This is a genomic window from Candidatus Villigracilis saccharophilus, assembly GCF_016711665.1.
This window is the reverse complement of record NZ_JADJSO010000072.1, coordinates 21,475-43,149: the sequence shown is the minus strand read 5'-3', so window position 1 is coordinate 43,149 and position 21,675 is coordinate 21,475. Positions and strand designations below refer to the sequence as shown.

The 21,675-nt window shown below is 50.1% G+C and carries 20 protein-coding genes; 7 read left to right on the top strand and 13 right to left on the bottom strand.

Going from position 1 to position 21,675, the window contains the following annotated elements; genetic code table 11:
• Positions 1 to 797 precede the first annotated feature (797 nt).
• Positions 798 to 977, bottom strand: a complete 180-nt coding sequence (locus IPL17_RS22770; protein ID WP_345309385.1) for a hypothetical protein — start codon at positions 975 to 977, stop codon at positions 798 to 800.
• Here IPL17_RS22770 and IPL17_RS22765 point away from each other — a divergent pair.
• On the top strand, positions 977 to 1,117 hold the full coding sequence (locus IPL17_RS22765; protein ID WP_345309384.1) for a PLP-dependent transferase: 141 nt from the start codon (positions 977 to 979) through the stop codon (positions 1,115 to 1,117). The genes IPL17_RS22770 and IPL17_RS22765 overlap by 1 nt on opposite strands.
• A gap of 896 nt (positions 1,118 to 2,013) precedes the next feature.
• Here IPL17_RS22765 and IPL17_RS22760 read toward each other — a convergent pair.
• Genes IPL17_RS22760 through IPL17_RS22750 form a run of 3 tightly spaced genes read right to left on the bottom strand, consistent with a single transcriptional unit; the run spans position 2,014 to position 3,023 of the window.
• Positions 2,014 to 2,370 carry a cyclic nucleotide-binding domain-containing protein gene (locus tag IPL17_RS22760; protein ID WP_345309383.1) on the bottom strand — a complete coding sequence of 119 codons (357 nt, stop codon included), beginning with the start codon at positions 2,368 to 2,370 and terminating at the stop codon, positions 2,014 to 2,016.
• Between the two features lie 7 nt (positions 2,371 to 2,377).
• Positions 2,378 to 2,614, bottom strand: a complete 237-nt coding sequence (locus IPL17_RS22755) for a deoxynucleoside kinase (protein ID WP_345309382.1) — start codon at positions 2,612 to 2,614, stop codon at positions 2,378 to 2,380.
• A complete protein-coding gene (locus tag IPL17_RS22750) occupies positions 2,544 to 3,023 on the bottom strand; it encodes a deoxynucleoside kinase (RefSeq protein WP_345309381.1) in 480 nt (159 codons plus the stop codon). Before IPL17_RS22750 ends, IPL17_RS22755 begins: the two co-directional genes overlap by 71 nt.
• A 96-nt stretch (positions 3,024 to 3,119) precedes the next feature.
• On the opposite strand from IPL17_RS22750, the gene IPL17_RS22745 reads away from it, so the two are divergent.
• Together IPL17_RS22745 and IPL17_RS22740 are read left to right on the top strand one after the other, a co-directional pair.
• Positions 3,120 to 3,746, top strand: coding sequence for an NBR1-Ig-like domain-containing protein (locus IPL17_RS22745; protein ID WP_345309380.1), 627 nt, complete (start codon positions 3,120 to 3,122; stop codon positions 3,744 to 3,746).
• A gap of 47 nt (positions 3,747 to 3,793) precedes the next feature.
• Entirely contained in the window at positions 3,794 to 4,015 is a 222-nt protein-coding gene (locus IPL17_RS22740; protein WP_345309379.1) for a hypothetical protein, read from the top strand.
• A 138-nt stretch (positions 4,016 to 4,153) separates the two neighbouring features.
• Here IPL17_RS22740 and IPL17_RS22735 read toward each other — a convergent pair whose 3' ends face one another.
• The 3 genes from IPL17_RS22735 to IPL17_RS22725 all read right to left on the bottom strand — a co-directional run bounded on the left by IPL17_RS22735 (position 4,154) and on the right by IPL17_RS22725 (position 6,540).
• The gene (locus tag IPL17_RS22735; RefSeq protein ID WP_345309378.1) at positions 4,154 to 5,845 is read right to left on the bottom strand and encodes an AarF/UbiB family protein; all 1,692 of its coding nucleotides are present in this window, start codon (positions 5,843 to 5,845) and stop codon (positions 4,154 to 4,156) included.
• 93 nt (positions 5,846 to 5,938) lie between these two features.
• A complete protein-coding gene (locus IPL17_RS22730; RefSeq protein WP_345309377.1) occupies positions 5,939 to 6,205 on the bottom strand; it encodes a DUF4404 family protein in 267 nt (88 codons plus the stop codon).
• 77 nt (positions 6,206 to 6,282) lie between these two features.
• Positions 6,283 to 6,540 carry a hypothetical protein gene (locus tag IPL17_RS22725; protein ID WP_345309376.1) on the bottom strand — a complete coding sequence of 86 codons (258 nt, stop codon included), beginning with the start codon at positions 6,538 to 6,540 and terminating at the stop codon, positions 6,283 to 6,285.
• A gap of 304 nt (positions 6,541 to 6,844) precedes the next feature.
• On the opposite strand from IPL17_RS22725, the gene IPL17_RS22720 reads away from it, so the two are divergent.
• Entirely contained in the window at positions 6,845 to 7,555 is a 711-nt protein-coding gene (locus IPL17_RS22720; protein WP_345309375.1) for an NBR1-Ig-like domain-containing protein, read from the top strand.
• 476 nt (positions 7,556 to 8,031) lie between these two features.
• On the opposite strand, the gene IPL17_RS22715 is transcribed toward IPL17_RS22720, so the two are convergent.
• On the bottom strand, positions 8,032 to 8,295 hold the full coding sequence (locus tag IPL17_RS22715; protein WP_345309374.1) for a hypothetical protein: 264 nt from the start codon (positions 8,293 to 8,295) through the stop codon (positions 8,032 to 8,034).
• 95 nt (positions 8,296 to 8,390) lie between these two features.
• On the opposite strand from IPL17_RS22715, the gene IPL17_RS22710 reads away from it, so the two are divergent.
• On the top strand, positions 8,391 to 8,894 hold the full coding sequence (locus tag IPL17_RS22710) for a hypothetical protein (protein WP_345309373.1): 504 nt from the start codon (positions 8,391 to 8,393) through the stop codon (positions 8,892 to 8,894).
• A gap of 205 nt (positions 8,895 to 9,099) precedes the next feature.
• Here IPL17_RS22710 and IPL17_RS22705 read toward each other — a convergent pair whose 3' ends face one another.
• A complete protein-coding gene (locus tag IPL17_RS22705; protein WP_345309372.1) occupies positions 9,100 to 9,813 on the bottom strand; it encodes a PPK2 family polyphosphate kinase in 714 nt (237 codons plus the stop codon).
• A 582-nt stretch (positions 9,814 to 10,395) separates the two neighbouring features.
• Between IPL17_RS22705 and IPL17_RS22700 the strand changes: the two genes are divergently transcribed.
• Together IPL17_RS22700 and IPL17_RS22695 are read left to right on the top strand one after the other, a co-directional pair.
• Positions 10,396 to 13,617 (top strand): PAS domain S-box protein, encoded by a 3,222-nt coding sequence (locus tag IPL17_RS22700; protein ID WP_345309371.1) that lies wholly within the window; start codon positions 10,396 to 10,398, stop codon positions 13,615 to 13,617.
• 421 nt (positions 13,618 to 14,038) lie between these two features.
• A complete protein-coding gene (locus IPL17_RS22695; protein ID WP_345309370.1) occupies positions 14,039 to 14,893 on the top strand; it encodes a GGDEF domain-containing protein in 855 nt (284 codons plus the stop codon).
• A gap of 115 nt (positions 14,894 to 15,008) precedes the next feature.
• Here the strand turns inward: IPL17_RS22695 and IPL17_RS22690 are convergent, their stop codons facing one another.
• The 4 genes from IPL17_RS22690 to IPL17_RS22675 all read right to left on the bottom strand — a co-directional run bounded on the left by IPL17_RS22690 (position 15,009) and on the right by IPL17_RS22675 (position 21,664).
• Positions 15,009 to 17,591, bottom strand: coding sequence for an adenosylcobalamin-dependent ribonucleoside-diphosphate reductase (locus IPL17_RS22690; RefSeq protein WP_345309369.1), 2,583 nt, complete (start codon positions 17,589 to 17,591; stop codon positions 15,009 to 15,011).
• 87 nt (positions 17,592 to 17,678) lie between these two features.
• Entirely contained in the window at positions 17,679 to 18,128 is a 450-nt protein-coding gene (gene nrdR / locus IPL17_RS22685; protein ID WP_345309368.1) for a transcriptional regulator NrdR, read from the bottom strand.
• Between the two features lie 192 nt (positions 18,129 to 18,320).
• Positions 18,321 to 19,175 carry an alpha/beta hydrolase gene (locus tag IPL17_RS22680; RefSeq protein WP_345309367.1) on the bottom strand — a complete coding sequence of 285 codons (855 nt, stop codon included), beginning with the start codon at positions 19,173 to 19,175 and terminating at the stop codon, positions 18,321 to 18,323.
• 20 nt (positions 19,176 to 19,195) lie between these two features.
• Complete coding sequence (locus tag IPL17_RS22675; protein ID WP_345309366.1) at positions 19,196 to 21,664, bottom strand: alpha/beta fold hydrolase; 2,469 nt, start codon at positions 21,662 to 21,664, stop codon at positions 19,196 to 19,198.
• Positions 21,665 to 21,675 lie beyond the last annotated feature (11 nt).

The following is a 21,675-nucleotide window of genomic DNA, read 5'->3' as shown; positions in this document are numbered from 1 at the left end:
CGCAGGACGGAACCCACATTAAACAACGGCGCGGTGATGACACCTGTGTGTCTCACTTCTCTTATATACAGGATGCAATTTAGGCCGCGACAGGATATGAATATTCGGCACGTGAATCCCACCCGCAAGGCGCACAGGATTGCCTGTGAGTCTGGAAAATGTTGGGAGTGGGGGTTGGCTGCCTCAAGGCGCCATGCAACGGATACTGTTTTGCGGATGCTTGCGAGCGGCGACCATGTTATCGCAGAGCATGACCAGTCGTATGCGATGGGACGTTTCGTTTATTTGACAAAGTGTTGCGTCGCTTCGGTCTGGACTTCACGTTTGCCGACACAACCGACCAGAAGAATCTCGCCAGAAGCGTTAAAACCGTCCACAAGAAGATCGACCATGGCTGGTGGAACACCCTACAGTCCCCACTGGCCGTAACAGATATCCGGCTGTCGCTTAGATAGTGACGCATCCCAACCAGCCGTGTTGGTTGTGAATAACTTCCTTTTGCAACTTCCTCCTCTTCAACGTCCGCTGGAACTGGGCGCGGATCTGGTGCTCCACTCGATGATGACCAAATATCTCGGCGGACGGCATTCCCGGATGTGGTCGGCGGCGCAATCAATAGGAAGGATAAAGAGCTGGGCGAGAAGCTGGCTTATTTACAAAATACCGTTGGTGCAGTGATTGGCCCAATGGATTCATTTCTTGTGCTGCGTGGAATTTCAAGACTTTACCCATCGCATGGATCGTCACGCGCAAAATGCTGAAAGAGATCGTGGCGTTTCTGGAGAAGCAGAAAAATGTCAAACGGCTGATATACCCATTTCATGAGAGCCATCCACAGGTCCAGATCGCGAAGCGCCAAATGCTGAATGGCGATGAATGATCTCGTTCGTGATGAATGGCGGAAGGACGAAGCTGCCGGTGGCGGGATCCACAAAATATTTACGCTGGCAGAGAATCACTGGGAGGAGTCGGATCATTGATCGAAGTCCCCGCAGCGATGACGCATTTATCGGTGGTCGGCTCGCATTGGAAGTTGACCCCGGGAGTGGTACGCTTATCCGTTGGAATTGAAAATGTTGACGATCTGCTTGCAGATCTTGAACAGGCGCTAAAATAAAAAGGCCTCCCGATTGGGAGGCCCTCTTTAGAATAACATTGCGCATGGATCGCGACCAGTGTAACATCATCATCCTGTTGAAACCATCCTGATACTCTATCAGGGTTTCAAGCAAATGGTCGCAGGCCTTCTGCGCGTTACACCGGAAAGCCCGCTTAATGTTTTTTGATGCGCTCCAAACCTCAAACGGTTCGCCATGTGATCGCGGGCAATCGGTGAGGCCATCTGTGAACAAAAGAAATGTGGAGCTGGAGGCAGGTAATCATGCGTTCATCGAGCGAGATCTTTTCCCACAGCCCAAGCGCCATGCCCGAGCTATGCGGATACGCTCCACGGTTCCATCAGGATGCAGGATCAATGGCGGTTCATGCCCTGCGCGCATAACTGAATACACGCGTTTTTAAATCGAGGATGCCGCAGCACTGCGACAACTGCGTGATTTTTTGCAAGCGAAGTAATATGACGATTGACCACATGCATCACTTCGCCGCGGTCGTACCCTATCCGCTTCCGCCATGATCAAGGCATGCGCGCGCCATGAAGATCGCGGATGGCACGCCTTTATCGGCTACATCGCGGATCAAGACCCCAATTGATCCTCTTTGAGAACAAATACATCCTAAGGATCGCCTCCCACCTGACGGGCAGGCAGGATGCGCGCGCCAAATTCGAAGTCAACCGTTTTGGGCAATTCGTCGGCAGGATGTGAATTGAATATCAGCGGCAACTTGTAATTCACGCTCGAGACGCCCTCCTTCGATCAACCGCGCTGTGCTGCTTTCAATTCATCATAACGCATTTTAAGCTGCTTATTCTTTTCCGACAGGTCATGAAAAGTCTGCGTATTGGTGGCATCCAGGCGCTGACTCAATACACGCACCATGGACGCGGAAAGTTCAGGGGTGTTTACGAGTCAAATCCAAAAACTGGGGTGGCTTAGAGATAATAAAGAGGCTTTCCCGCGCGCGCACCGTCGCAGTGCGATGCCCGCCAGGCATGATCAAGCTCATCTCACCGAAGTGCTCACCCTCACGCACAACATTCAATTGGAGTTCCTCCGACTGCCCAGCGCCCAAAAGGACTTCCAGTTCACCCGACAGAATGATATAAAAATCATCGCCAGGATCGCCCTCGCTAAAAAGGATCTCGCGATCCTGCAATTCCTTCACACTCAACACAGAAAGAATACGATCCAACTCATTCTCAGGGAGATCGGCAAATAATGGAATTCTTTTGAGCAGATTCGTGGTCATATTAATTCTACCTTTGGGTCAGATCCATTATTTCTTTTCCGGCCAATTTATCCTGAATGCGCTGTACCACCAAATCCAAGTGGCCGGGGTGATGTACGAAATCAAGATCGTCCGTCTGAATGGTCAACACGGGGCAAAGATCAAATTCTCCAAGCCATTCATTATAAAAAGAATCAAGCAGAGCCAGATAGTCGAGGGTAATACCAGTTTCCATGTTCCGGGCGCGTCTGCGGATACGATCCATCAATGTCGGAACAGGGGCTTTTAAGTATATTAAACAAGTCAGGGCGCGGCAATCCATTCACAACCACTTCGAACAAGCGTCGATAGGCGAGATAATCCCGTTCACCTAAATTCCCCATGTGGTGCAAGGCGCGCGCAAAAATGTGGGCATCTTCATAAATGCTTCTATCAAGAATGGCTGAACGAGCATCCCGCGCGGCTTCGAGATATTGATCTGCGCGATGACCGAGAAAAAAAACCTGTAAATGAAAAGCCCAGGCATGCATGTCGCCATAAAAATCTGAAAGATATGGGTTATCCGCCACGGATTCGTAACCAGTCCACCAACCCAGGCGCGCGCCAATTCGTTCGGTGAGGGTGGTTTTTCCCGCACCAATATTTCCAGCCACTAAAACCAAATGCTTTGCCATAATGGCTGGTATTTTATCATGGGAGATTGCAAGTATAATAATCTGAACAAAATAGACCCATAAAGGAATAAGGGAATTGTACTTTTAGTATTCACTATGAAAAAACACAAATTATTTATCTTGATATTGACCCTTGGCTTTCTGCTTTTATCCTGCGGAAGCAATAATTCGGAACAGGCTGATTTGCTTTTAGATACGGATGCGATCCGGACCGAAGCGGTCGCCACATACGCCTCGTCCCTAACCAAGACGCTGGTCCCCGTTCCAACTACATCCCCCACCCCAAAGATCATTGAGCCGAGCCTCACGCCCCAAGAAATCACAGTCACCCTCGAAACGCCCGCAACAGCAAATCCCTGCTATAACCTGCTTTACATTGAAGATGTAACAATACCGGATGGAACACAAATGAAAGCAGGTGAAGCCTTTACCAAGACCTGGCTCGTCCAAAATGTCGGCGGATGTGCCTGGCGAGCAGGGTTTACGTTTAACCATTATGGCGGGGATGGCATGCGCGGAGGTACTGTGACCCTCACGGATGCCATCCCGACAGGCGCAAAACGCGAAATATCTGTGCAATTGGTTGTCCCCAGCGGTCAAACGGGCATCATCGAAAGCGCGTGGCGTATGGCTGATGAAAACGGAATTTTCTTTGGCGATACACTATCGATCAAGATCGTGGTCGGAGATGTCACCGCACCTACCTCAACCAGCACACCATAAAAAAGTCAAAGTGCTATAATAAAATTAGAGTTCAAAAGGAGTTAACCATGGCTACCAAGAAGACCGAAAATGAAAAGAAATTCAAACGCGAGATCCCCGAAGAAGCCCGCGAGCATTACAAGAAAGCGCGCCAGGAAATGAGCGAAGCCATCAAAGGCTTGTTACCCGAAGGCTTTTTGGAACATCGCCGCGCTGCGCGCAAAGAAATGATGCTCGCTGTCCGCAGCATGCTCGATAAAGCAATTGAAAAACTGGAAGAAAAAGCGTAATACCAGCATAATGTCATTCCGAGGGAGCGAAGCGAAGCAACTGAAGCAACCCCCATACATGGGATTGCTTCGTCGGGAAGAGTACCCTCTCCTCGTCACACTTGCACCAGCATGCAAGTGCAGGTGTGACATTTTTATTTAATTCCTGCTTCTTCCCCCAAATATCACCCATAACAAAGTCGCGCCTGCGGCCCCGAGCAAACCTCCCCCAAATTGAGCGTTCCCATTATTTAACAATATTACCCCGCTCAGCAGGAACGCGGCGAATATAACTCCACCTGTTAGACGATCTACAGAACGGCTGATAGTGCGGACTTCACGCGCCACCTGCGGAGATTGAACCACCAGCCCGCCAGATTCCATTTGTGAAAGCAATCGACTGGCTTGAGAAGGCAAGGCGATAAAAGCCTGCACCACATCACCCACCTGCTTAAGAATATTATCCAAATTAAACGCGGAAGAAGTTTCTTCTTTCACAAGTTTGCTCGCATACGGCGAAAGCTGCTCCCATAAATTGAAATTCGGATCGAGCCCCGTACACATACCTGAAAGGATCGCCACCGTACGAACCAGCATCAGCAGGTCATTTGGCACCTGAAAAGGCGTATCCACCATCACATCTCGAACTTTATGGCCAATGTCCCTGACCTCATTTGGACGGACATTACGCAGCTCGCTCATGGACATACCCCAGAAGCGGTCAAAGACGGCTGAGGATGCCTGTTCCAAAGCCTGCGTATCCGCGCCTGGTAATAAAAATCCCAATTCTTTATAAGACTTGATCAAACGCGCTGCGTCACGCGTGCCAATCGCCACGACCGTCTCGCGCAAGCCCTTGCGAAGATTCTCAGGCACACGCCCCACCATGCCAAAGTCTACAAAGGTCAATTGCCAGCGGACAGATTTGCGTTTACTTCCTTTCGTGCGCGGTAATGGCGTGATAAATAAATTGCCAGGGTGCGGGTCAGCGTGAAAAAATCCGTCCTCAAATATTTGTTCGAGATAAGCGTCCAATAACTTGCGCGCAACCTCGCCGCGGTCAATACCGGCAGCAGTGATGGCATCATATTCCGTGATCTTGATCGAGAATACATCTTCAAGGGTCAATACCCGCAAAGCGGATAAATTTCTGACCACACGCGGCACGTTCACGAATTTATCATCGCTGAAATTCTCGAAAAATGTTTCAGCATTTTGCGCTTCTTTTTGATAATCAATTTCTTCGTACACCGTGGCGGAAAACTCTCGCAGCAATGCGGGCACATCAGCATGTTCGCGCACGGGACGGTAACGCATCAGCCACCCGCCCACCCGCTGTAACGCAGACAGGTCAACGGTCACGATGGAAGCGATGCTTGGGCGCTGAACTTTTACGACGACGTTAACAAAATCCGCATCTTCACTGCCCTTCAATCTGGCTCTATGTACCTGTCCGAGTGATGCAGCGGCCAGCGGAGTCTCGTCAAACCATTCGAATTTTTCAATCAGCGGCGCACCCAATTCATGCTCGGCAAGCTGGCGGATGTCCTCAAAAGTTTCCGCAGGAACTTCATCCTGCAGATCGGCGAGGGTGTCTGTGATCTCGGGCGGAAGCACATCAAGGCGCGAGGAAAGGAATTGCCCAACCTTGATCATTACGCCGCCCATACGCAATGCCAACGCGCGAAAACGCATGGCTTCACGGCGAAATCTTTCCGGGCGCGTACGTTTGGCAAGCTGGCGAAAGCCGCTTTTACGCAGGATCAACTCCCAATAAATAAAACGTGCGATCATGCCGGCAAAAAATGTAAGGATTCGGAAGTAGCGTCCACGATAGGAAGGTTGCTTCATTCAATCTCCAAAAATGTGATGTTCGGATTGTAACACTGGCAGGCAAACAAAAAAGGCACCCGATATCGGATGCCTTTTGTAGTCCTGATAAATTTATATCCCCGCGTTACTTAGAATGGAAAACAAACTGGACAGAGCGGTAGTGAGGTCCGGGTGAGTGACCTCAAAATGTTCAATTGAGGATTCGATGCGATCCATCATTGAAGGTGCGGGCTGCTTTGATTCAGCACGTTCCAATAGTTCGCGAATATCTGCCGAGAGCTCACGCAGAAGCGCCTGGCCTTTTTCATCGTCCGCCTGAATTCCTTCGATCTCCTGATTTAATTTCTCGAGTAGTGTGTCAATTTCCTGGTTATCCATGGGATGCCTCTCTTTGATTTGAAGGAATATGTGTTATCTATCCATATTTTACAACTTTTTACGTTCTCCGACGCGCGTCATTGTAATATCTCGCGATCAGCCTGCTCAATTTCTTCATAGACCCGTTTCACGTCAGCCTTCATCTCGGATGATACACCAGCGGTTATGGAAATAAATTTAACAAGATCGCGCGCCTGGCGCAAGGTATCTTTCACATTCGCAATATAAGAAAAATCATTGCGACCACTTTCAGGCGGGGCGGGCAGTTCACGCGCCTTTTGAATTAATACACGCGCGCGGGTGATGCGTTCAGCGGCTGGAATTAGTTTTGCCATGCTTGCTCCTTTGTGATGAAGGCTATTTTCGCTGAGAGATGCAATTCTTACAAGGGATATTGGCGAACTGGGCTTTTTCAGATTCTTAATCTAACCTAAGAAAATGAAAATACGATGTACGTAGGCAGTTTGTACGGGTATCGTATGCTATTATCATTTGTACTGCTGATAGAATGAAAGCCTTGCCTGTACCCAGTTCCCCACCAAACTACCAAATGAGAAAACTCTACATCGGAACCGGGACAGCGTCCTGGTCCGCTATGATGCGGTTCTTATTCCAAAATATAAATAGAAAGGAAAATCAATGAAATTCAGTAAAGCTTTTTTCATCCCAATATTGATCGTTTTCGGTTTGCTCCTCAGCGCATGCGGAGGCGAAGCCACCCCGGAACCAACACCCACTTTAAGCCTTGAGACGATGCAGACTTTGGCTGTGGCTACTTTTTCAGCCCAGTTAACTCAGACCGCTCTTGCCGCGCCGACAAATACACCTGTCCCAACAAACACACCAGCGGCGACACTGCCAGTTTCCACATTGGCAAATGTAACTCCCTTTGGTACAGGTGTGGGGGCGGTTCCAACCGCATCCTGCTACAGATTAACATATGTTAATGATGTCAACATTCCTGATAACACAACCATGTCTGCGGGGCAGACATTCACCAAGACCTGGAAGGTGAGAAACAGTGGAACCTGCGCCTGGGACGCGGGCTTTAAGTTCGCGTTCATTGGCGGAGACGCAATGGGCGGTACAACCTACACCCTCCCGCAGAATGTGCCTGCCAATACGGAAATTGATATTTCAATCAACATGACCGCGCCTAGTAAGACTGGCGCGATCCGAGGGAATTGGAGACTCTCCACCGCGGCCGGGCAGTACTTCGGCGACGAAGTGTATGTACTGATCCAGGTAGGCGGAGCAGCCCCTGCACCCGGCACAGCAACAAATACGAGCGTTGCCGCCCCAGCAACTGCAACATCCACAGCAACACCAACAGCAACTACGGCACCTTAGTTTCCAAGCTACGATTTATAGCCGTAATCAAAAATAATAAAGACCCGCTTTGAATATGATTAAAGCGGGTCTTTATTCGAGATAAGGAAAGGCGAAAATTCTATTAATCAAAGTTTTTATCGGCACGATTATCCCTCTCCCAGTGTTGAAGGGCAGACTGGATACACGCCCGCCGAGTAGCAGCCGGCAACGCGGCTTTTTCCATTTCTATCAGCCGATCCGCAACAGCGCGATCCCCGCCCACTTTTTGAAGAAAATTATTACCCCGCCCCCCGCGGGCCGGGCGGCCGCCCCCCCCCCCCCGCCCCGCGCCCCCGCCCCGCCCCGCGGGGGCCCGGCTTTTCGCCGCCCCCCCCGCCGCGGCCTTTTTCCGGGGCCCTTTTCCCTCCGCGCCCCCCGGCCCCCCCCGCCCCGGCCCCGCCGGGCGCCCCCCCCCCTCCCCCCCCCCCGCCCCCCCCTTCCGGCTCCCCCCCCGGTTATAAAATGGATGCATCCAAAGCGTCCCCAAAGACATCATCCGCAACATATGGTTTGTTGAAAATTCCATGCAAGACATCTGTCAGTTTGCTAAACAGACCTGTGACTACAGAAAGGTTACGCCTTCCCTCGGGGTCGTCCTCCGGCTCATATAGATTAATCCCGCAGCTGGGACAGCGGGTCAGTTCGTAATGAAAATACGCTCCACAATTAGCACATTCAAATTCATTTTCGGCAGGCTCAGGATCGATACTGGCTGGCATGGTGATATCCTTTCCTTAATTAGGCGATCATAATTGAATCGGTCGTATAATGAATTATTCAAGTCTATCATTAGACTTGAAAAGGAGTATATCAAATGGGACTTTTTGGCTTTGGCAAGAAATCAGATAAGAATACCCCCGTGCTTTCCGTGGACGAAGTCCGTCAGCGATTATTGTCCTTGAATCGCGAGACCGCGCCCTACCAGATCGTTGACGGCGTATCTCAAAAGGTCGATTTGATCGCGGAGTGGAAGATCGTAGACGCAAAGTGGTACGAACTATTTGCAAAAGCGAATCTGACAAAAGTCTTCCGTATCTACATGAAATTCGATGCTGCAAAACATCAAGTGCGCGGCAAGGATGAAGAATTCACGGTTGAATGGCGCGCAGGCGTGCCAGCGCTTTCGCTGGCAGTTTCAAAGTTTCAAGGGCAAATGACCTCGGTCGAGTTTGGCGCGGCGTACGCCTTTACTGAGGAGTTAAAGCCCGGCGTGGTTTATAACTATCGCTTCAACACCAACGAGATCAAAAAGCCGATCCAGGAGGCAGTAACCGCCTGCGGTTGGGATTATAAAGGCATATCTTTCGGGAAACTATAAGCTAAAAAGTGAAAGTCACCTTTAAGTGATGGGTGACTTTCACTTTTTAGATAAGCACGATTATCGCGCCCAATCGCTACACGACAATTCCTTCCCGATACGCAGCGCAAAAAGTCTTATTCGATCACAACCCCATTTAGATCTTCTTCAGATTCGGGATAATTCATTTTCAACCCTTCCAGCGTATCCACCAACACAGAGGAGATTACCAGATCGCGGAACCATTTGCGGTTGGCAGGATGATATACCATGGGGCATATGTGGTGCTGGTCTTGCCAAGCACATCTTCAAAGGCATTCATATAATCGGGCCAAAACTTGCGTTCCTCCAGATCTCCGAGACGGAACTTCCAGCGCTTGGCGGGGTCGTCAAGGCGGGCTTGCAGTCTTTCCTTTTGCTCATCCAAGTCAATATGCAGATAGAACTTTAAAATTGTTGTGCCATTTTCGGCGAGCGTGCGCTCGAATTGATTGATCTGATCGAAGCGCCTGCCCCAGACCTCAGGCGGGACATAGTTATGCACACGCACTACAAGCACATCCTCATAATGGCTGCGGTTGAAAATGACCATTTCGCCTTTGGCCGGCACCTGCTTGTGGATGCGCCACAAAAAATCATGATCGAGTTCTTCGGCTGTGGGCGCTTTGAAACTAGCCACACGCACCCCCGCAGGATTCACCCGATCAAACACACGGCGGATCGCTCCATCCTTTCCACCTGTATCCATAGCCTGTAGGATAACCAGCACTTTGTGTTTGTGTTCGGCAAACAATACTTCCTGCAATATTTCCAATCTGGCATTGAGCTTTTCCAGCAAGGCCAGTCCCTCCTCCTTGCCGCCCTTGAAATCGCCCGTATCATTCGGGTCCCATTTTGCGAGTTTTACTTTGGTTTCAGGTTTGACGAGATATTTTTTCATGAAAATTCCTCTTTCCATTTATGGTTTGACTGAAGTAATGATAATCGAAAATAATCCAGAAAATTTCGATTCGTACCGAACTGAAATAGCTGATGCAGCGTTGCTCACACTAAACCATTCATATTCAATAAAGGAAGGTATGCCTGTATCATATCTGTCCTCAAAATATAGAGACCAATGAAATGCATCTGACTGACAATACCTGCATCCGCAAATCTAAAAATCTGATCCGTGGAAAGGAGAAGTCCGTATCACCATGAAAATTTTCCCAAAGTAAGTAACTATCACCTTTGTAAAGCACCGTAAAGGAATAAGGACTGTGACTTATAATCAGACCATGCCGCTTATGGATTTCGACAGCAAGTGCAAGTTCGCCAAAGCGCCTGAACAGCTATCGGTTCATGGACACTGTATTGATCGGCGCGCTCTGAACGGACATGCGACTCGCATAACGCGAGACTCGTCGGACAACGAAATGAACAAACCATTGGAAGAACTCAGCAAAAAATTACCGGCTTTGAATTTGGAAAAAAGTCAAATCAAGCAACAATAAATCAGGCGGGATAAGGCAGGTAACAGCATATGACACCAGATGATAAAGTTATCAAAAAAAGCACAGCGCCGCGCATTGCAATATTTTTTGTTGTTTATCTGGTCATCTTTATCATCCTGGACTCACGCTCACACACATTCGAAGTCTACCCTGGCATTGTGGCATGGTATCCGCCCGATGGATTGAGTTTTGCCTTTTTGCTGGCGCTCGGCGCACTCTTTCTACCGGCGCTTGCGATCGCATCCTTCATCAGCAGCTTTCTTGTATTCCAATTGCCGCTGCCGCTCTCGGAACTAATCAGCTGGGCAATCATTATCTCAACCGCCTTTGGCATTGCCTCCTGGTTCCTGAGAAGTCGAGTCCGCATTGATATACGACTACGCAGCACACGCGACCTGCTTTGGCTGATCGCTTCCGCCGCAATGGTGTCTGCTCTTTTGGGGATCATTTCTGTTTCCACCTCCGTTGCGACCGGTGTCATTCCATCCGATCAGAGACTTTGGGCAGGCTTACAATGGTGGATCGGGGAAATGATAGGCATTCTGGTGCTCACCCCCGCCCTGCTCATCCACCTTGTTCCGCATGTAAAACGATTTGTGGATGGAGAAACGGACCTCGAACCAATTCATGTTTTTTCAAAACTGAACTCCCCCTGGACCATCGCACAAATGCTCAGCATCTTTATCACGGTCTACCTTGCGGCAAAGGTAAGCTGGCCTAACAATTTTCATCCATTCTTCCTGATCGCCATCCCACCCATTTGGATCGCCGTCCAGCACGGACTTTCGGGGAGCAGTCTTGCTAATATTCTGGTCAATTTTGGAATCACGTGGGCGGCGCGGGGAAATCAGAATTTCAATCCTCAGGAACTTGGTCAATTACAGTTCATGATGCTTATTGTTTTTTGCTCCAGCCTGTTGATCGGCAGCATCGTCTCGGAGGGAAGTCAATTAAAACAATCATCAATCGCGGAAATAGAACGGCGAGGGAAAAAAATTATTTACGAGATCATCATCATTGCTGTTTTGGTGATGTCAACCTGGATATTGGAATACACATTTGATTTTTTTCATGTGATCTCTGATTGGGGTACTCTTAACCACATCAGCGTGGTGGAAGAGACCCTCGCGAGTATCATGATTATGGGCCTGTCGTTAGGAGTATTTTCGTATCGCAGATGGAAAGAAGTTCAAAACGAGATCAGCGAGCGTGGGAAAGCGCAAGCGGAATTGCAGGATCTATATCGCGAATTGGAAGTCCGAGTACAGGAAAGAACTGCTGATCTCTCAAAGACGAACGAACTATTGACCACTGAGATCACTGAGCGTATGCAGGCTGAAGACGCACTTGCGCGCAGCGAGAAAAGATTCAGGTCATTGATCGAAAATAGTCTGGATGCCATCACACTCCTGGATGCAACTGGTATAGCAATTTATGACAGCCCAGCCGCGCCAGGGATGCTTGGTTACGAGCGCGACGAACTGGTGGGACAGAACATATTTGGCTTGCTGCATGAAGAAGACCTGGTTTCGATCCAATCCTTGTTCCGGGAACTTATTGAAACGCCAGGCGGGCGCTTGAACAAAAATTTCCGCTTTCGTCACAAAAGCGGTTCATGGCGCTGGCTCGAATCTGTCAGCACAAATCTACTGGCCGAACCCAGTGTCAAAGCCATTGTCGTGAACTATCGCGATATTACAGAACGTATGCAAACAGAGCAGACCTTACAAAACGCCCAAAAACTGTATCAGACCCTATTCGAGCAATCTGCGGACGCGGTATTCATCCTCGACCTTGAAGGCCGTCATGTGGAGGCAAATCAGCGCGCAACCGAAATGCTCGGTTATTCGCATGACGAGCTCTTACACCTATCTGCAAGGGATGTTTCAGCAGAGGTGAATCAAAGCGTAGATGTGCTTTCCAAATTACTGAACGGCGAAATCATGAAGACTTACGAGCGGGTATTCCGCCGAAAAGATGGCAGCCTGCTGGATGTGGAACCGCACGTCACTTTAATACACGATGAACAGGGACAGCCATTCCATATACAAAGTATTGTGCGCGACATCAGTGAACGTAAACGGGCGGAAGCCGAGATCCAAACCCGCACGAAGGAACTCTTGACGCTCTACGATCTGTCACGCGCATTGGCAGACGCCAACGATCTGGACAAGATACTGGAGATCGTCAACCGCCAAACAGTGGACAGCACCCACATCACATTTGCCCGCATCGCCCTGTTGGAGAATGATCACCTTGTAACACGTTCCGTGTATCCAGTCCGTGTGCTGGAATATGACCTGCTCATGAACTCCGAGTATCCGATCGATTCCGTGCCATATTGCAAGCAAGTCCTCGAGCAGGACCAGCCCGTCATCCTGCGAAGCAGCCATCAGAGACTCAATGATAGCGAACGCGCCATACTCCTGCTGGATTTCACACAAACCATCTGCCTTATCCCGCTGCGCGTGCATGGGAACGATTCGAATTCCAGCCGTTTACTGGGGCTGCTTATGTTAGGCGAGGTGCGGAAAGAAGAGCGCGAGCCATTCACATCCGAAAAGCTGCGCCTGGCCCGCAGCATTGGCGATCAAGCCGCAATCGCCATAGACAATGCCAGGTTGTTCAAAGACCTGCAGCGTTCGAATATTGATCTTAGTCTCGCCTATGAAGCGACCATTGCAGGCTGGTCAGCCGCCCTGGATCTGCGCGATAAAGAGACGGAAGGTCACGCGCAGCGCGTTACAGAAATGACGCACAAGCTGGCGATACAAATGGGATTCACGGGACAGGAATTGGCACAAGCACGCTACGGGGCGCTCCTGCACGACATTGGCAAGATGGGTGTGCCAGACCGAATCCTGCTTAAACCAGATAAACTTACCGACGAGGAGCAGGAGATCATGCGCATGCACCCTGCCTACGCGTATCAAATGCTCAAGCCGATCAATTACCTGGAACTTGCGCTGACCATCCCCTACTGCCACCATGAAAAATGGGACGGCACAGGCTATCCGCGCGGGTTGAAAGGTGAACAGATCCCCATCGCCGCGCAGATATTCGCTGTTGTGGATGTATACGACGCCTTGGTCAGCGACCGTCCCTATCGAAAAAGCTGGTCGCGTGAAAAAACACTTGACTATATTCATGAATTGTCAGGCAATCACTTTAATCCTCAGATTGTAAAAGAGTTCATGAAGATGATGAATGAAGAGCGAAAAGAATTTATAACGACAAATGAAATCAGATAAACTCAAATTGACGATAAAAACAGCTTCAAAATTGCCCGTAAATCATTCCCATCTGCTCTACATTGGAAGTAAAATGGGCTCCGCCAGAAAAGCAAGTCTTGATTAAAACAAAAATATAAAGTATCGTTCGAGGCACAAATCCACGGGTTCGCGGGAAAGATTATGAATATAGACAAGGAACAAACAAGAGACAGGATCTTCAATTATATTAATTCCGTTTGGCACAGACTGACCTACTGGCAAAAAATGCGCATCTCTTTTTTGATCTGGAAGCAGATCTTCATGAACAAAATTCGTCAAATTCCCATATATTGGATCAAGACCCAATTTTAAAACTTACGAGCTGTAGATGGAACAGAGCTGAAGCAACGATCATGGAGGGAATCAAGCCGAATGATTTGTTCTTTTTTATGAGGCCATCTTGCACCGCCTGTTTCAAAAAATTCACGCCTGGTTTCGCAAAAGATCCAAATCTTCGATCCTGACGATCATCCTGTCCATCACCCTTCTCTTTGGATGGCTGGATTACATAACAGGCTTTGAAGCCACCTTCTCGTTTTTCTATTTGATCCCGATCGCAATCGCCACATGGTATGTTGGAACGAAGAGCGGGTATTTCATTACTTTTCTGAGCATGACGATCTGGGTCGTTTCAAACTTCGCTGCGGGGGAAAAATATTCCACGGAATTAATTCGCTACTGGAACACATCCATAAGAACCGTGGTGTTTATTTTCATCGTCCGCATGCTGGAAGAATTCAAACACGCCTTACACCATGAGCGCCTGCTCGCCCAGACCGATCACCTGACAGGCATTCCCAACAGGCGCGAATTTTACTTCCAGGCCGAGGCGGAACTTCGGCGCGCCGGCCGTTTCAAACGCCCGATCACGATCGCATATATTGATGTGGACACCTTCAAACAGATCAACGATCAATTCGGACATTCGGAAGGCGACCACACACTGCAGATCGTCGCGCAATCCATCCAATCCAGCATCCGCCAAACAGATACTGTTGCGCGTCTCGGCGGGGATGAGTTTACTGTCCTTTTGCCCGACACAGATCAAAACGGAGCGGCATCCGTCATTAACAAAGTTCAAGCCGCGCTTGCAGATGAAATGGAAAAAACAAGACCAGACGCCACTCTCAGCATCGGCGTGGTCACATTCGAAGATCTACCCGCCTCTGTGGATGAGTTACTGCACAGGGCTGATGAGATCATGTACGAGGTAAAAGCAACAGGAAAGAATGGGGTGAAATTCATCCAGATATAAAACTTCTCATGCCCATCATATTCCGCTGCCGACATTAATAATCCAAAAAGGTGACATTCACAGAAACTTGAATGTCACCTTTTATTTCACCTACGATCGTTCAAAATTTACAAATCTAACACTCACTAAATCCGCAGGCATAGCACTTGCGGCAGCCTTCTTCATTCACTACCGCCGCCTCGCCGCACTCCGGACAGAGGTCACCGATCTTCATGGCATGAGCGTGGCCATCCGCGTGATGCCCATTCCCATTGGATTTTTCCTCTTCTGCTATCGTCGTGCCGTCTTTCTCGCGCAGATATTGATCCAAAACCTGACCAATACCATCAGGCAGTGATCGGACGCGGTTAATACCAAACCCCAGCGAACGCCCACCGCCAATGCCGATCAACTGGCGTACCACTTCGCGCATTCGGTCGAGCGGCGCAACGGGTGAAGCCATGCGCAGGATGTAGGAGACCAATCTTCCGATCGCTTCCGAGACAGCCGCAATTTCAGAACCCGCCTTGGCAGTATTGATAAAGGCTTCGAAAGGCTGTTCGCCGCCGTTCTCGTTGATGGTGATAAAAGCTTTCCCGACAGGCGTCTCAACGTTGAATGTACGCCCTGAAAGCGAGCGCGGCCGCGGCTTCTTTGTCCCGTGCCACAAAGTCCCGGCAGGGGAAATATCTGGTTGAGCAGGAGCAATTGTCGGCGCGGCTGGTTGCGGCGCTACTTTCTTATCTGCGGTGGCTTTTGTTTCAAGCACAACTTTGTCGCGTGAACCAGTCACGTACACTGTAATTCCCTTACAGCCGAGTTCCCATGCCAGCATATAGGCATTGGCGACATCCTCCTCGGTGGCATTCTCGTGGAAATTCACGGTCTTCGATAGCGAGTTATCCACAAAGGCTTGCAGAGCGGCCTGCGTGCGGACATGCTCATCAGCGGTAATATCAGCAGAAACCACAAAGGTATCGCGCACAGCCTGGGGAATTTCGGTAATGTTCTGGCATGAGCCTTCGTTCATGACCTGTTCCACGATCTCCTGGCGTTTCTCTTCGCCGAGCCCGAGCTTCTTAAGCGCCTCATCGAAACGCGGGCTGGCATAGGTCAACTTGAGATCCTTGCCGTTGTCGTTAACGTGGCGAATATAGGCGAGCGCGAAGACAGGCTCGCAGCCATAGCCTTCACAGCCAGCCACAGTGGCGATGGTTCCTGTCGGAGCGACGGTGGTCTGCGCGGCGTTTCGAATCCCATGCTGTTTAATTCCGCTGGTGATCGCATCCCACTTAACCTCGGGCATGCCCCAGTTATGCTGATAGTTGACCAGCGATCTAGGCGCCTGCCATTTCATATCATCCATGTCATAGATCGAGCCTTCAATGGCGGGGAAAGGTCCGCGCTCTTCGGCAAGCTCAACGCTGGTCTTCATGGCGGTATAGCGCACAAATTCCATGATCTGCGCCCCGAACTCCTGCCCTTCCTTTGAACCATAGCGCACGCCGACATGATACATCAAATCCGCGAGACCCATAATGCCGAGACCGATACGGCGCGCGCGATGGGCGGCTTCCTTCAATTGACCGACCGCGGGCACATAGGCATTCGCTTCAACCACATCATCAAGGAAGCGTGTGGCGGTCACAACGGACTGCCGCAGGGTTTCCCAATCAACCGAGTGATCAGGTCCGCAATGCTCGTTAAGATTGACAGAACCAAGACAGCAGTTTTCGTACGGTCCAAGCCATTGCTCACCGCATGGGTTTGTGGCTTCTAGTGGATACAAATGCGGGACAGGATTACCGCGATTGGCGGCGTCCAGGAACAACACGCCCGGTTCGCCGTTATGATGCGCCTGGGTGACGATCTTATTGAACAACTCGCGCGCATTTATTTTCTTATACGTATTGATTTTGATCCCGGCAGCCTCGGCTTGTTCCAAGGTTCCGCTGAAACCGTGGTGTTTCATTTCCTTCATGTCAGGGAAGCGCAGTTCCCATTCTTCATCATTCTTTACGGCACGCATAAAAGCATCGGTAATGCCAACCGAAATATTAAAGTTCGTGATCTGGTTCTCGTTGATCTTGCAGGTGACGAAATCCTCCACATCCGGGTGGTCGACACGCAGAACCGCCATATTCGCGCCGCGGCGCGTGCCGCCTTGCGCGATCTCACCAAAGGCGTGGTCATACACTTTCAGGAATCCCACAGGTCCAGTCGCCTGCCCCGCTGAAGTTTGCACAAGCGCTCCATGCGGGCGCAAGCGTGAGAAGGAGAAGCCATTACCGCCGCCTGTCTGCTGGATCAACGCGGCATCGCGCAAAGTCTGAAAGATACCCGCGCTGTCGCGTCCCATGTCATCGGAAATGGGAAGCACAAAGCAGGCGGCCAATTGTCCGAGCGGCGTGCCCGCGCCGGTAAAAGTGGGAGAGTTCGGGAAAAATTTCTTGCTGCTCAACAAATGGTAATACTCAACGGCGCGCTGCTCAATATCAGCGCCCCACTCCACTTCAACTTTTGCGACATGATAGGCAACGCGCCAGAACATTTCCTCCACGTTCTCGGCGGGCTTGCCATCATCGCCACGGCGGACATAACGCTTCATCAACACCTGACGCGCGTTATCCGTCAACTGAGCCTTGGGCAATCCTTTTGGCATTGGAGGCGTGGGAAGTAACCCATTATTCGATTTAACTTCAGCAGCTTTTGCAACCATTTGATACTCTCCTAATAAAATTTTGTAAATTCAACAAATATACAACGATGGCGCTCCGCCAGCGAACAGAGCGTCATCCTGCTAAGATTAATCTTCGAGCAGTTGATCTATTTCCGTACGGATCGATTGCAGATCATCGAGCCCCAAATACACAATGGCATAGCGGATATACGCGATCTGGTCAGCCTCTTTAAGGGTCGCCATGACCAGGTCACCGACGACGCGCGAAGAAACTTCAGCCTTGCCAAGCTTCTGCAGGGATGTTTCCACATGCCCGATCATGCGTTCAATATCCGCCGCAGAGACTGGACGCTTGGCGCATGAAATTCGTATACCCCTCGCCAATTTCTCACGGTCAAATTCCTCGCGCGCGCCATCCTGCTTGATCAGTAAAGGAGTGGCCAATATGGGGCGTTCGTAGCTGCTGAAGCGTTGACGGCACTTCAAACACTCGCGACGGCGTCGAATCCCTCCATGACTATCGTGGGAAGTATCCAGCACCTTTGAATCATGGTGTTTACAATAGGGGCAACGCATTCAATCTCTCCGATTTTAGAACAAATGTTAGAGCCATATATGGGCGTTTACGCACTGCATCCCCGTACATATGGTCAAAGTGTTCGGCATTTTAGCACCAACCATATTCGTTGGCAAGAGGACTTTGGTTCTGCCATTTCTTAAAATATCCCCCATTCAAATTTTTTAAGTTTAGATCATTTCAGATCAACTTTAAAGTTCCTTCAGGAATTTCATCACCAGTGGATTAAATTTCTCAGGGTGACATTGATGCGGCACATGTCCGCATATGGGCATGGCGTGGGAAGCCACAATATTGGGTAGTATTTTTTTTAAGTGTGGAAATGACTCAGGCGCAAGGGTCTGGTCACGCTGACCCCAAATAAGAAGAGTCGGCCGATCAATGCGCGGCAATTCCAGGGTCAGGTGCGGAAGCGTATATGGAATGTTATAGATACCGGCTGAGGCGCGGGAAAAATCCAACGCGGTTTGATATCGAATATGTTCGGGCAGTATATGCGGCTCGCTTTGACCGCTATAAAAATTCGCGCTGCTTAGATCCACAAAAATACGGAAAAGCCGGTAGGGCGTGCGCTTAATAAGTTTGGTATTTAACAACTGCTTCCGAAATAGAAAACGCATAAACGGCGGAAGCTGTTGGATATCATAAAACGGGTTGACCAATATAAGCGCGCGTACCCGTTCGGGATGGCGAAGCGCATACTGTAGAATAATTCCGCCGCCTAATGAATGACCGACAAGGATCATTGAGCGGGTGATATGTTGCGAATCGATCCATTCCGAGAAATGGTCAAAAACCGCGTCAAATGTAAATTCATTGTGGTCAAGCGGCTTGTGACTTTCGCCGTGCCCGAAGAGATCGAGGGCGCGCGCGGTATATCCTGATTCAGCAAGGACTGGCAAGAGGTCGTCCCAATCGTGAAGGGAAGCGGCCAATCCATGAACAAGAATAACGGGCTCATTGGCCGGGTCGCCTTGCTGCACATACTTTACAAGATTATCGTTTTCAAGCACCCCGCTCTTTGGTAGCACTTCATCCTTCATCATTCAGTCTTCATCCTTAATAATTATTCCCCTGAAATTTGTTTGCCATATCGTTTTGCCAGCTCACGCCGCAGAACCTTGCCGATGAACGTCCGCGGGAAATCATCCATGAAGATCACGAAGCGCGGGATCAACTGCGGAGGCAGCCGCCGCTTACAATATGCAATGACCGACTCGGGGGTTGGACGTTCCTTGCCCGCGATCACAAAAGCGAACGGGTTTCCAGCCACCGCAACCACCACCACTTCTTTTACCTGGGGAATCTCATAGATCACTTCTTCCACATCCCGCGGGAAGGCCGGCTTACCCGGCTTGTCGGGATACCACATATCGGCCTTGCGTGCGACGATACGGAAATACCCATCCTCATCCATTTGCGCCACGTCACCGGTCAGCAGCCAGCCATCGTCCATGAGGACTGCGTTTGTGGCATCTGGATCTTTCCAGTACCCCATCATCACCTGCGGACCACGTACCGCCAATTCACCGATCTGCCCCGGTTCCACTTCCTTGCGCCCACGCGCAAGGTCAACAACCGCCGCCTGTGTGGAAGGCAAAGGGATGCCGATCGTGCCGACCTTACGATTACCGCCAAGCGGATTTGCGTGGGTGACAGGCGAGGCTTCGGTCAAGCCGTAGCCTTCAACAAGTTTCCCCTTTGTTAGTTTTTCGAATGATTCCTGCACTTCGATATGCAGTGGAGCGGAACCGCTGATACAAGCCTTGATGGAATTGATCCCATATTTCCGCACGCCTTTAAAATTACTAATGGCATTATACATATTCGGCACACCGGAAAAAATCGTTGGCTTGTATTTTTTAATTGTCTTAAGAATATCGCGGATCTGAAATTGGGGTTTCAGGATCAATGACGCGCCAAGGGACACAGGCACATTCAAAGAGGTTGTGAGGCCGTAACTGTGCGAAAACGGAATGGCACATAGGAAACGTTCCTTTCCCTCTTCCGCCTTGGGCATCCAATGACGGGTCTGCAGCGCATTCGCTACAAGATTGCGGTGCGACAGCATCACACCTTTGGCGTCACCGGTCGTTCCGCCTGTAAATTGAATGACAGCCAGGTCTTCCGGAGCAACATGAACCGTGGGCGATTGCGAGCTTTGGCCTGATATCCAACGACGAAATCGCATCGCGCCCGGCACATTCAACCCACGGTTACGCCAACGCGAGATGGATTTCCTGGGCAGGGATAGATATTCACCCGCATCGGTCAACACAACAAGCGGTAACCCGCTGTTCATTTGAACCTGCCTTGCCAACCCCGACCATAAATTCAAAGTGACCAGCGCGCGCGCTTCCACTTCCTTTACCTGACGGGTCAATTCTTCAGCATCCGCCATAGGTGGGGTGAATACAGCGACCGCGCCCGCCTTGAGTACACCATAAAATGCGATCACGGCCTGCGGAATATTTGGCAGATATAAAACCACGCGCGCCCCCTTACCAATTCCCATCGCTGCCAACGCGTTGGCAAATCGATTCGCTTCATGATTCAATTTTCGATACGAAATCTGCGCGCCCTCAAAATAAATTGCAACGCGGTTGGGGTATCTCCGCACCGCAGAACGTAAAAGATGATGCAATGGAATGCGCGGAATGCCGATCGTATACGGCACACCTTCTTCATAATGTTTCAGCCACGGACGCTCGGCAGGCAGCTCTTCACGATCAGGCTTTATCACAGCAGCCAGATCATCGCGCCACGATCTTTTGGACTCGCCCCCGAGGAATCGCGCTATCGCACGGTTGACCGCTTCGCGGCGCTCCAGCATAACCATGTGACCCGATACGCCGATATCCTCCTCTTCTGCGTCGGGAATGGACGCGGCCACCTTCTCGAAAAGCGGTCGTTCGAAAACAGCATCACGGTGACCACGAATCACCAGCGTTGGCACATTTAACTTTGCGAATTTATCCCACCCCACCCATTGACTTAAATTATCAAGATAAAAAGGTTTTAAAGCGTGCGGCGGACCAGAAAGCCATTTGCGCGTGAGAGGTTCGATCAAACGCAAAGACCATACCGGCAAATTAAGCCCAAGTTTGAAGAGCGGATTAAGTCTGAATTCGCCCGCGGTTGCCATCATGATCAGACGCTCAACGCGCTCTGGATGATTCAAGGCAAAATCGGTTGCGATGGCGCCGCCAAAGGAATGTCCCACCAAGACCACCGGTGTGGATATTTTTAATAGATCGAAAGCAGTTTCCAGGTCAAGCTGGATACGGGGCATGTCATAACCAGAAGATGGCTTGTCTGAGAGTCCATGTCCGCGCATATCCAATGCGATGACGCGATTCTTCAAGGCAAATTTATGCAATTGATATTGCCACTGCATCGCCTGTCCGCCAAAGCCGTGGATAAAAACGAAAGTCCGCTCGGGACGCTCGGGAGAAATATCAACTGCCGAGAGGCGCACAAGCGGGTCGGAAGAGACGCGTAATTCGTGCCGGTAAAGGTCGAGGTCTATGTCCATAAAAGAAGTTT

Excerpts from the sequence above, each read along its gene's own strand:
- IPL17_RS22770 (WP_345309385.1), bottom strand. The coding sequence starts at position 977 with ATGATCCGACTCCTCCCAGTGATTCTCTGCCAGCGTAAATATTTTGTG.
- IPL17_RS22760 (WP_345309383.1), bottom strand. The coding sequence starts at position 2,370 with ATGACCACGAATCTGCTCAAAAGAATTCCATTATTTGCCGATCTCCCT.
- IPL17_RS22755 (WP_345309382.1), bottom strand. The coding sequence starts at position 2,614 with ATGGATCGTATCCGCAGACGCGCCCGGAACATGGAAACTGGTATTACC.
- IPL17_RS22750 (WP_345309381.1), bottom strand. The coding sequence starts at position 3,023 with ATGGCAAAGCATTTGGTTTTAGTGGCTGGAAATATTGGTGCGGGAAAA.
- IPL17_RS22745 (WP_345309380.1), top strand. The coding sequence starts at position 3,120 with ATGAAAAAACACAAATTATTTATCTTGATATTGACCCTTGGCTTTCTG.
- IPL17_RS22740 (WP_345309379.1), top strand. The coding sequence starts at position 3,794 with ATGGCTACCAAGAAGACCGAAAATGAAAAGAAATTCAAACGCGAGATC.
- IPL17_RS22735 (WP_345309378.1), bottom strand. The coding sequence starts at position 5,845 with ATGAAGCAACCTTCCTATCGTGGACGCTACTTCCGAATCCTTACATTT.
- IPL17_RS22730 (WP_345309377.1), bottom strand. The coding sequence starts at position 6,205 with ATGGATAACCAGGAAATTGACACACTACTCGAGAAATTAAATCAGGAG.
- IPL17_RS22725 (WP_345309376.1), bottom strand. The coding sequence starts at position 6,540 with ATGGCAAAACTAATTCCAGCCGCTGAACGCATCACCCGCGCGCGTGTA.
- IPL17_RS22720 (WP_345309375.1), top strand. The coding sequence starts at position 6,845 with ATGAAATTCAGTAAAGCTTTTTTCATCCCAATATTGATCGTTTTCGGT.
- IPL17_RS22715 (WP_345309374.1), bottom strand. The coding sequence starts at position 8,295 with ATGCCAGCCAGTATCGATCCTGAGCCTGCCGAAAATGAATTTGAATGT.
- IPL17_RS22710 (WP_345309373.1), top strand. The coding sequence starts at position 8,391 with ATGGGACTTTTTGGCTTTGGCAAGAAATCAGATAAGAATACCCCCGTG.
- IPL17_RS22705 (WP_345309372.1), bottom strand. The coding sequence starts at position 9,813 with ATGAAAAAATATCTCGTCAAACCTGAAACCAAAGTAAAACTCGCAAAA.
- IPL17_RS22700 (WP_345309371.1), top strand. The coding sequence starts at position 10,396 with ATGACACCAGATGATAAAGTTATCAAAAAAAGCACAGCGCCGCGCATT.
- IPL17_RS22690 (WP_345309369.1), bottom strand. The coding sequence starts at position 17,591 with ATGGTTGCAAAAGCTGCTGAAGTTAAATCGAATAATGGGTTACTTCCC.
- nrdR (WP_345309368.1), bottom strand. The coding sequence starts at position 18,128 with ATGCGTTGCCCCTATTGTAAACACCATGATTCAAAGGTGCTGGATACT.
- IPL17_RS22680 (WP_345309367.1), bottom strand. The coding sequence starts at position 19,175 with ATGATGAAGGATGAAGTGCTACCAAAGAGCGGGGTGCTTGAAAACGAT.
- IPL17_RS22675 (WP_345309366.1), bottom strand. The coding sequence starts at position 21,664 with ATGGACATAGACCTCGACCTTTACCGGCACGAATTACGCGTCTCTTCC.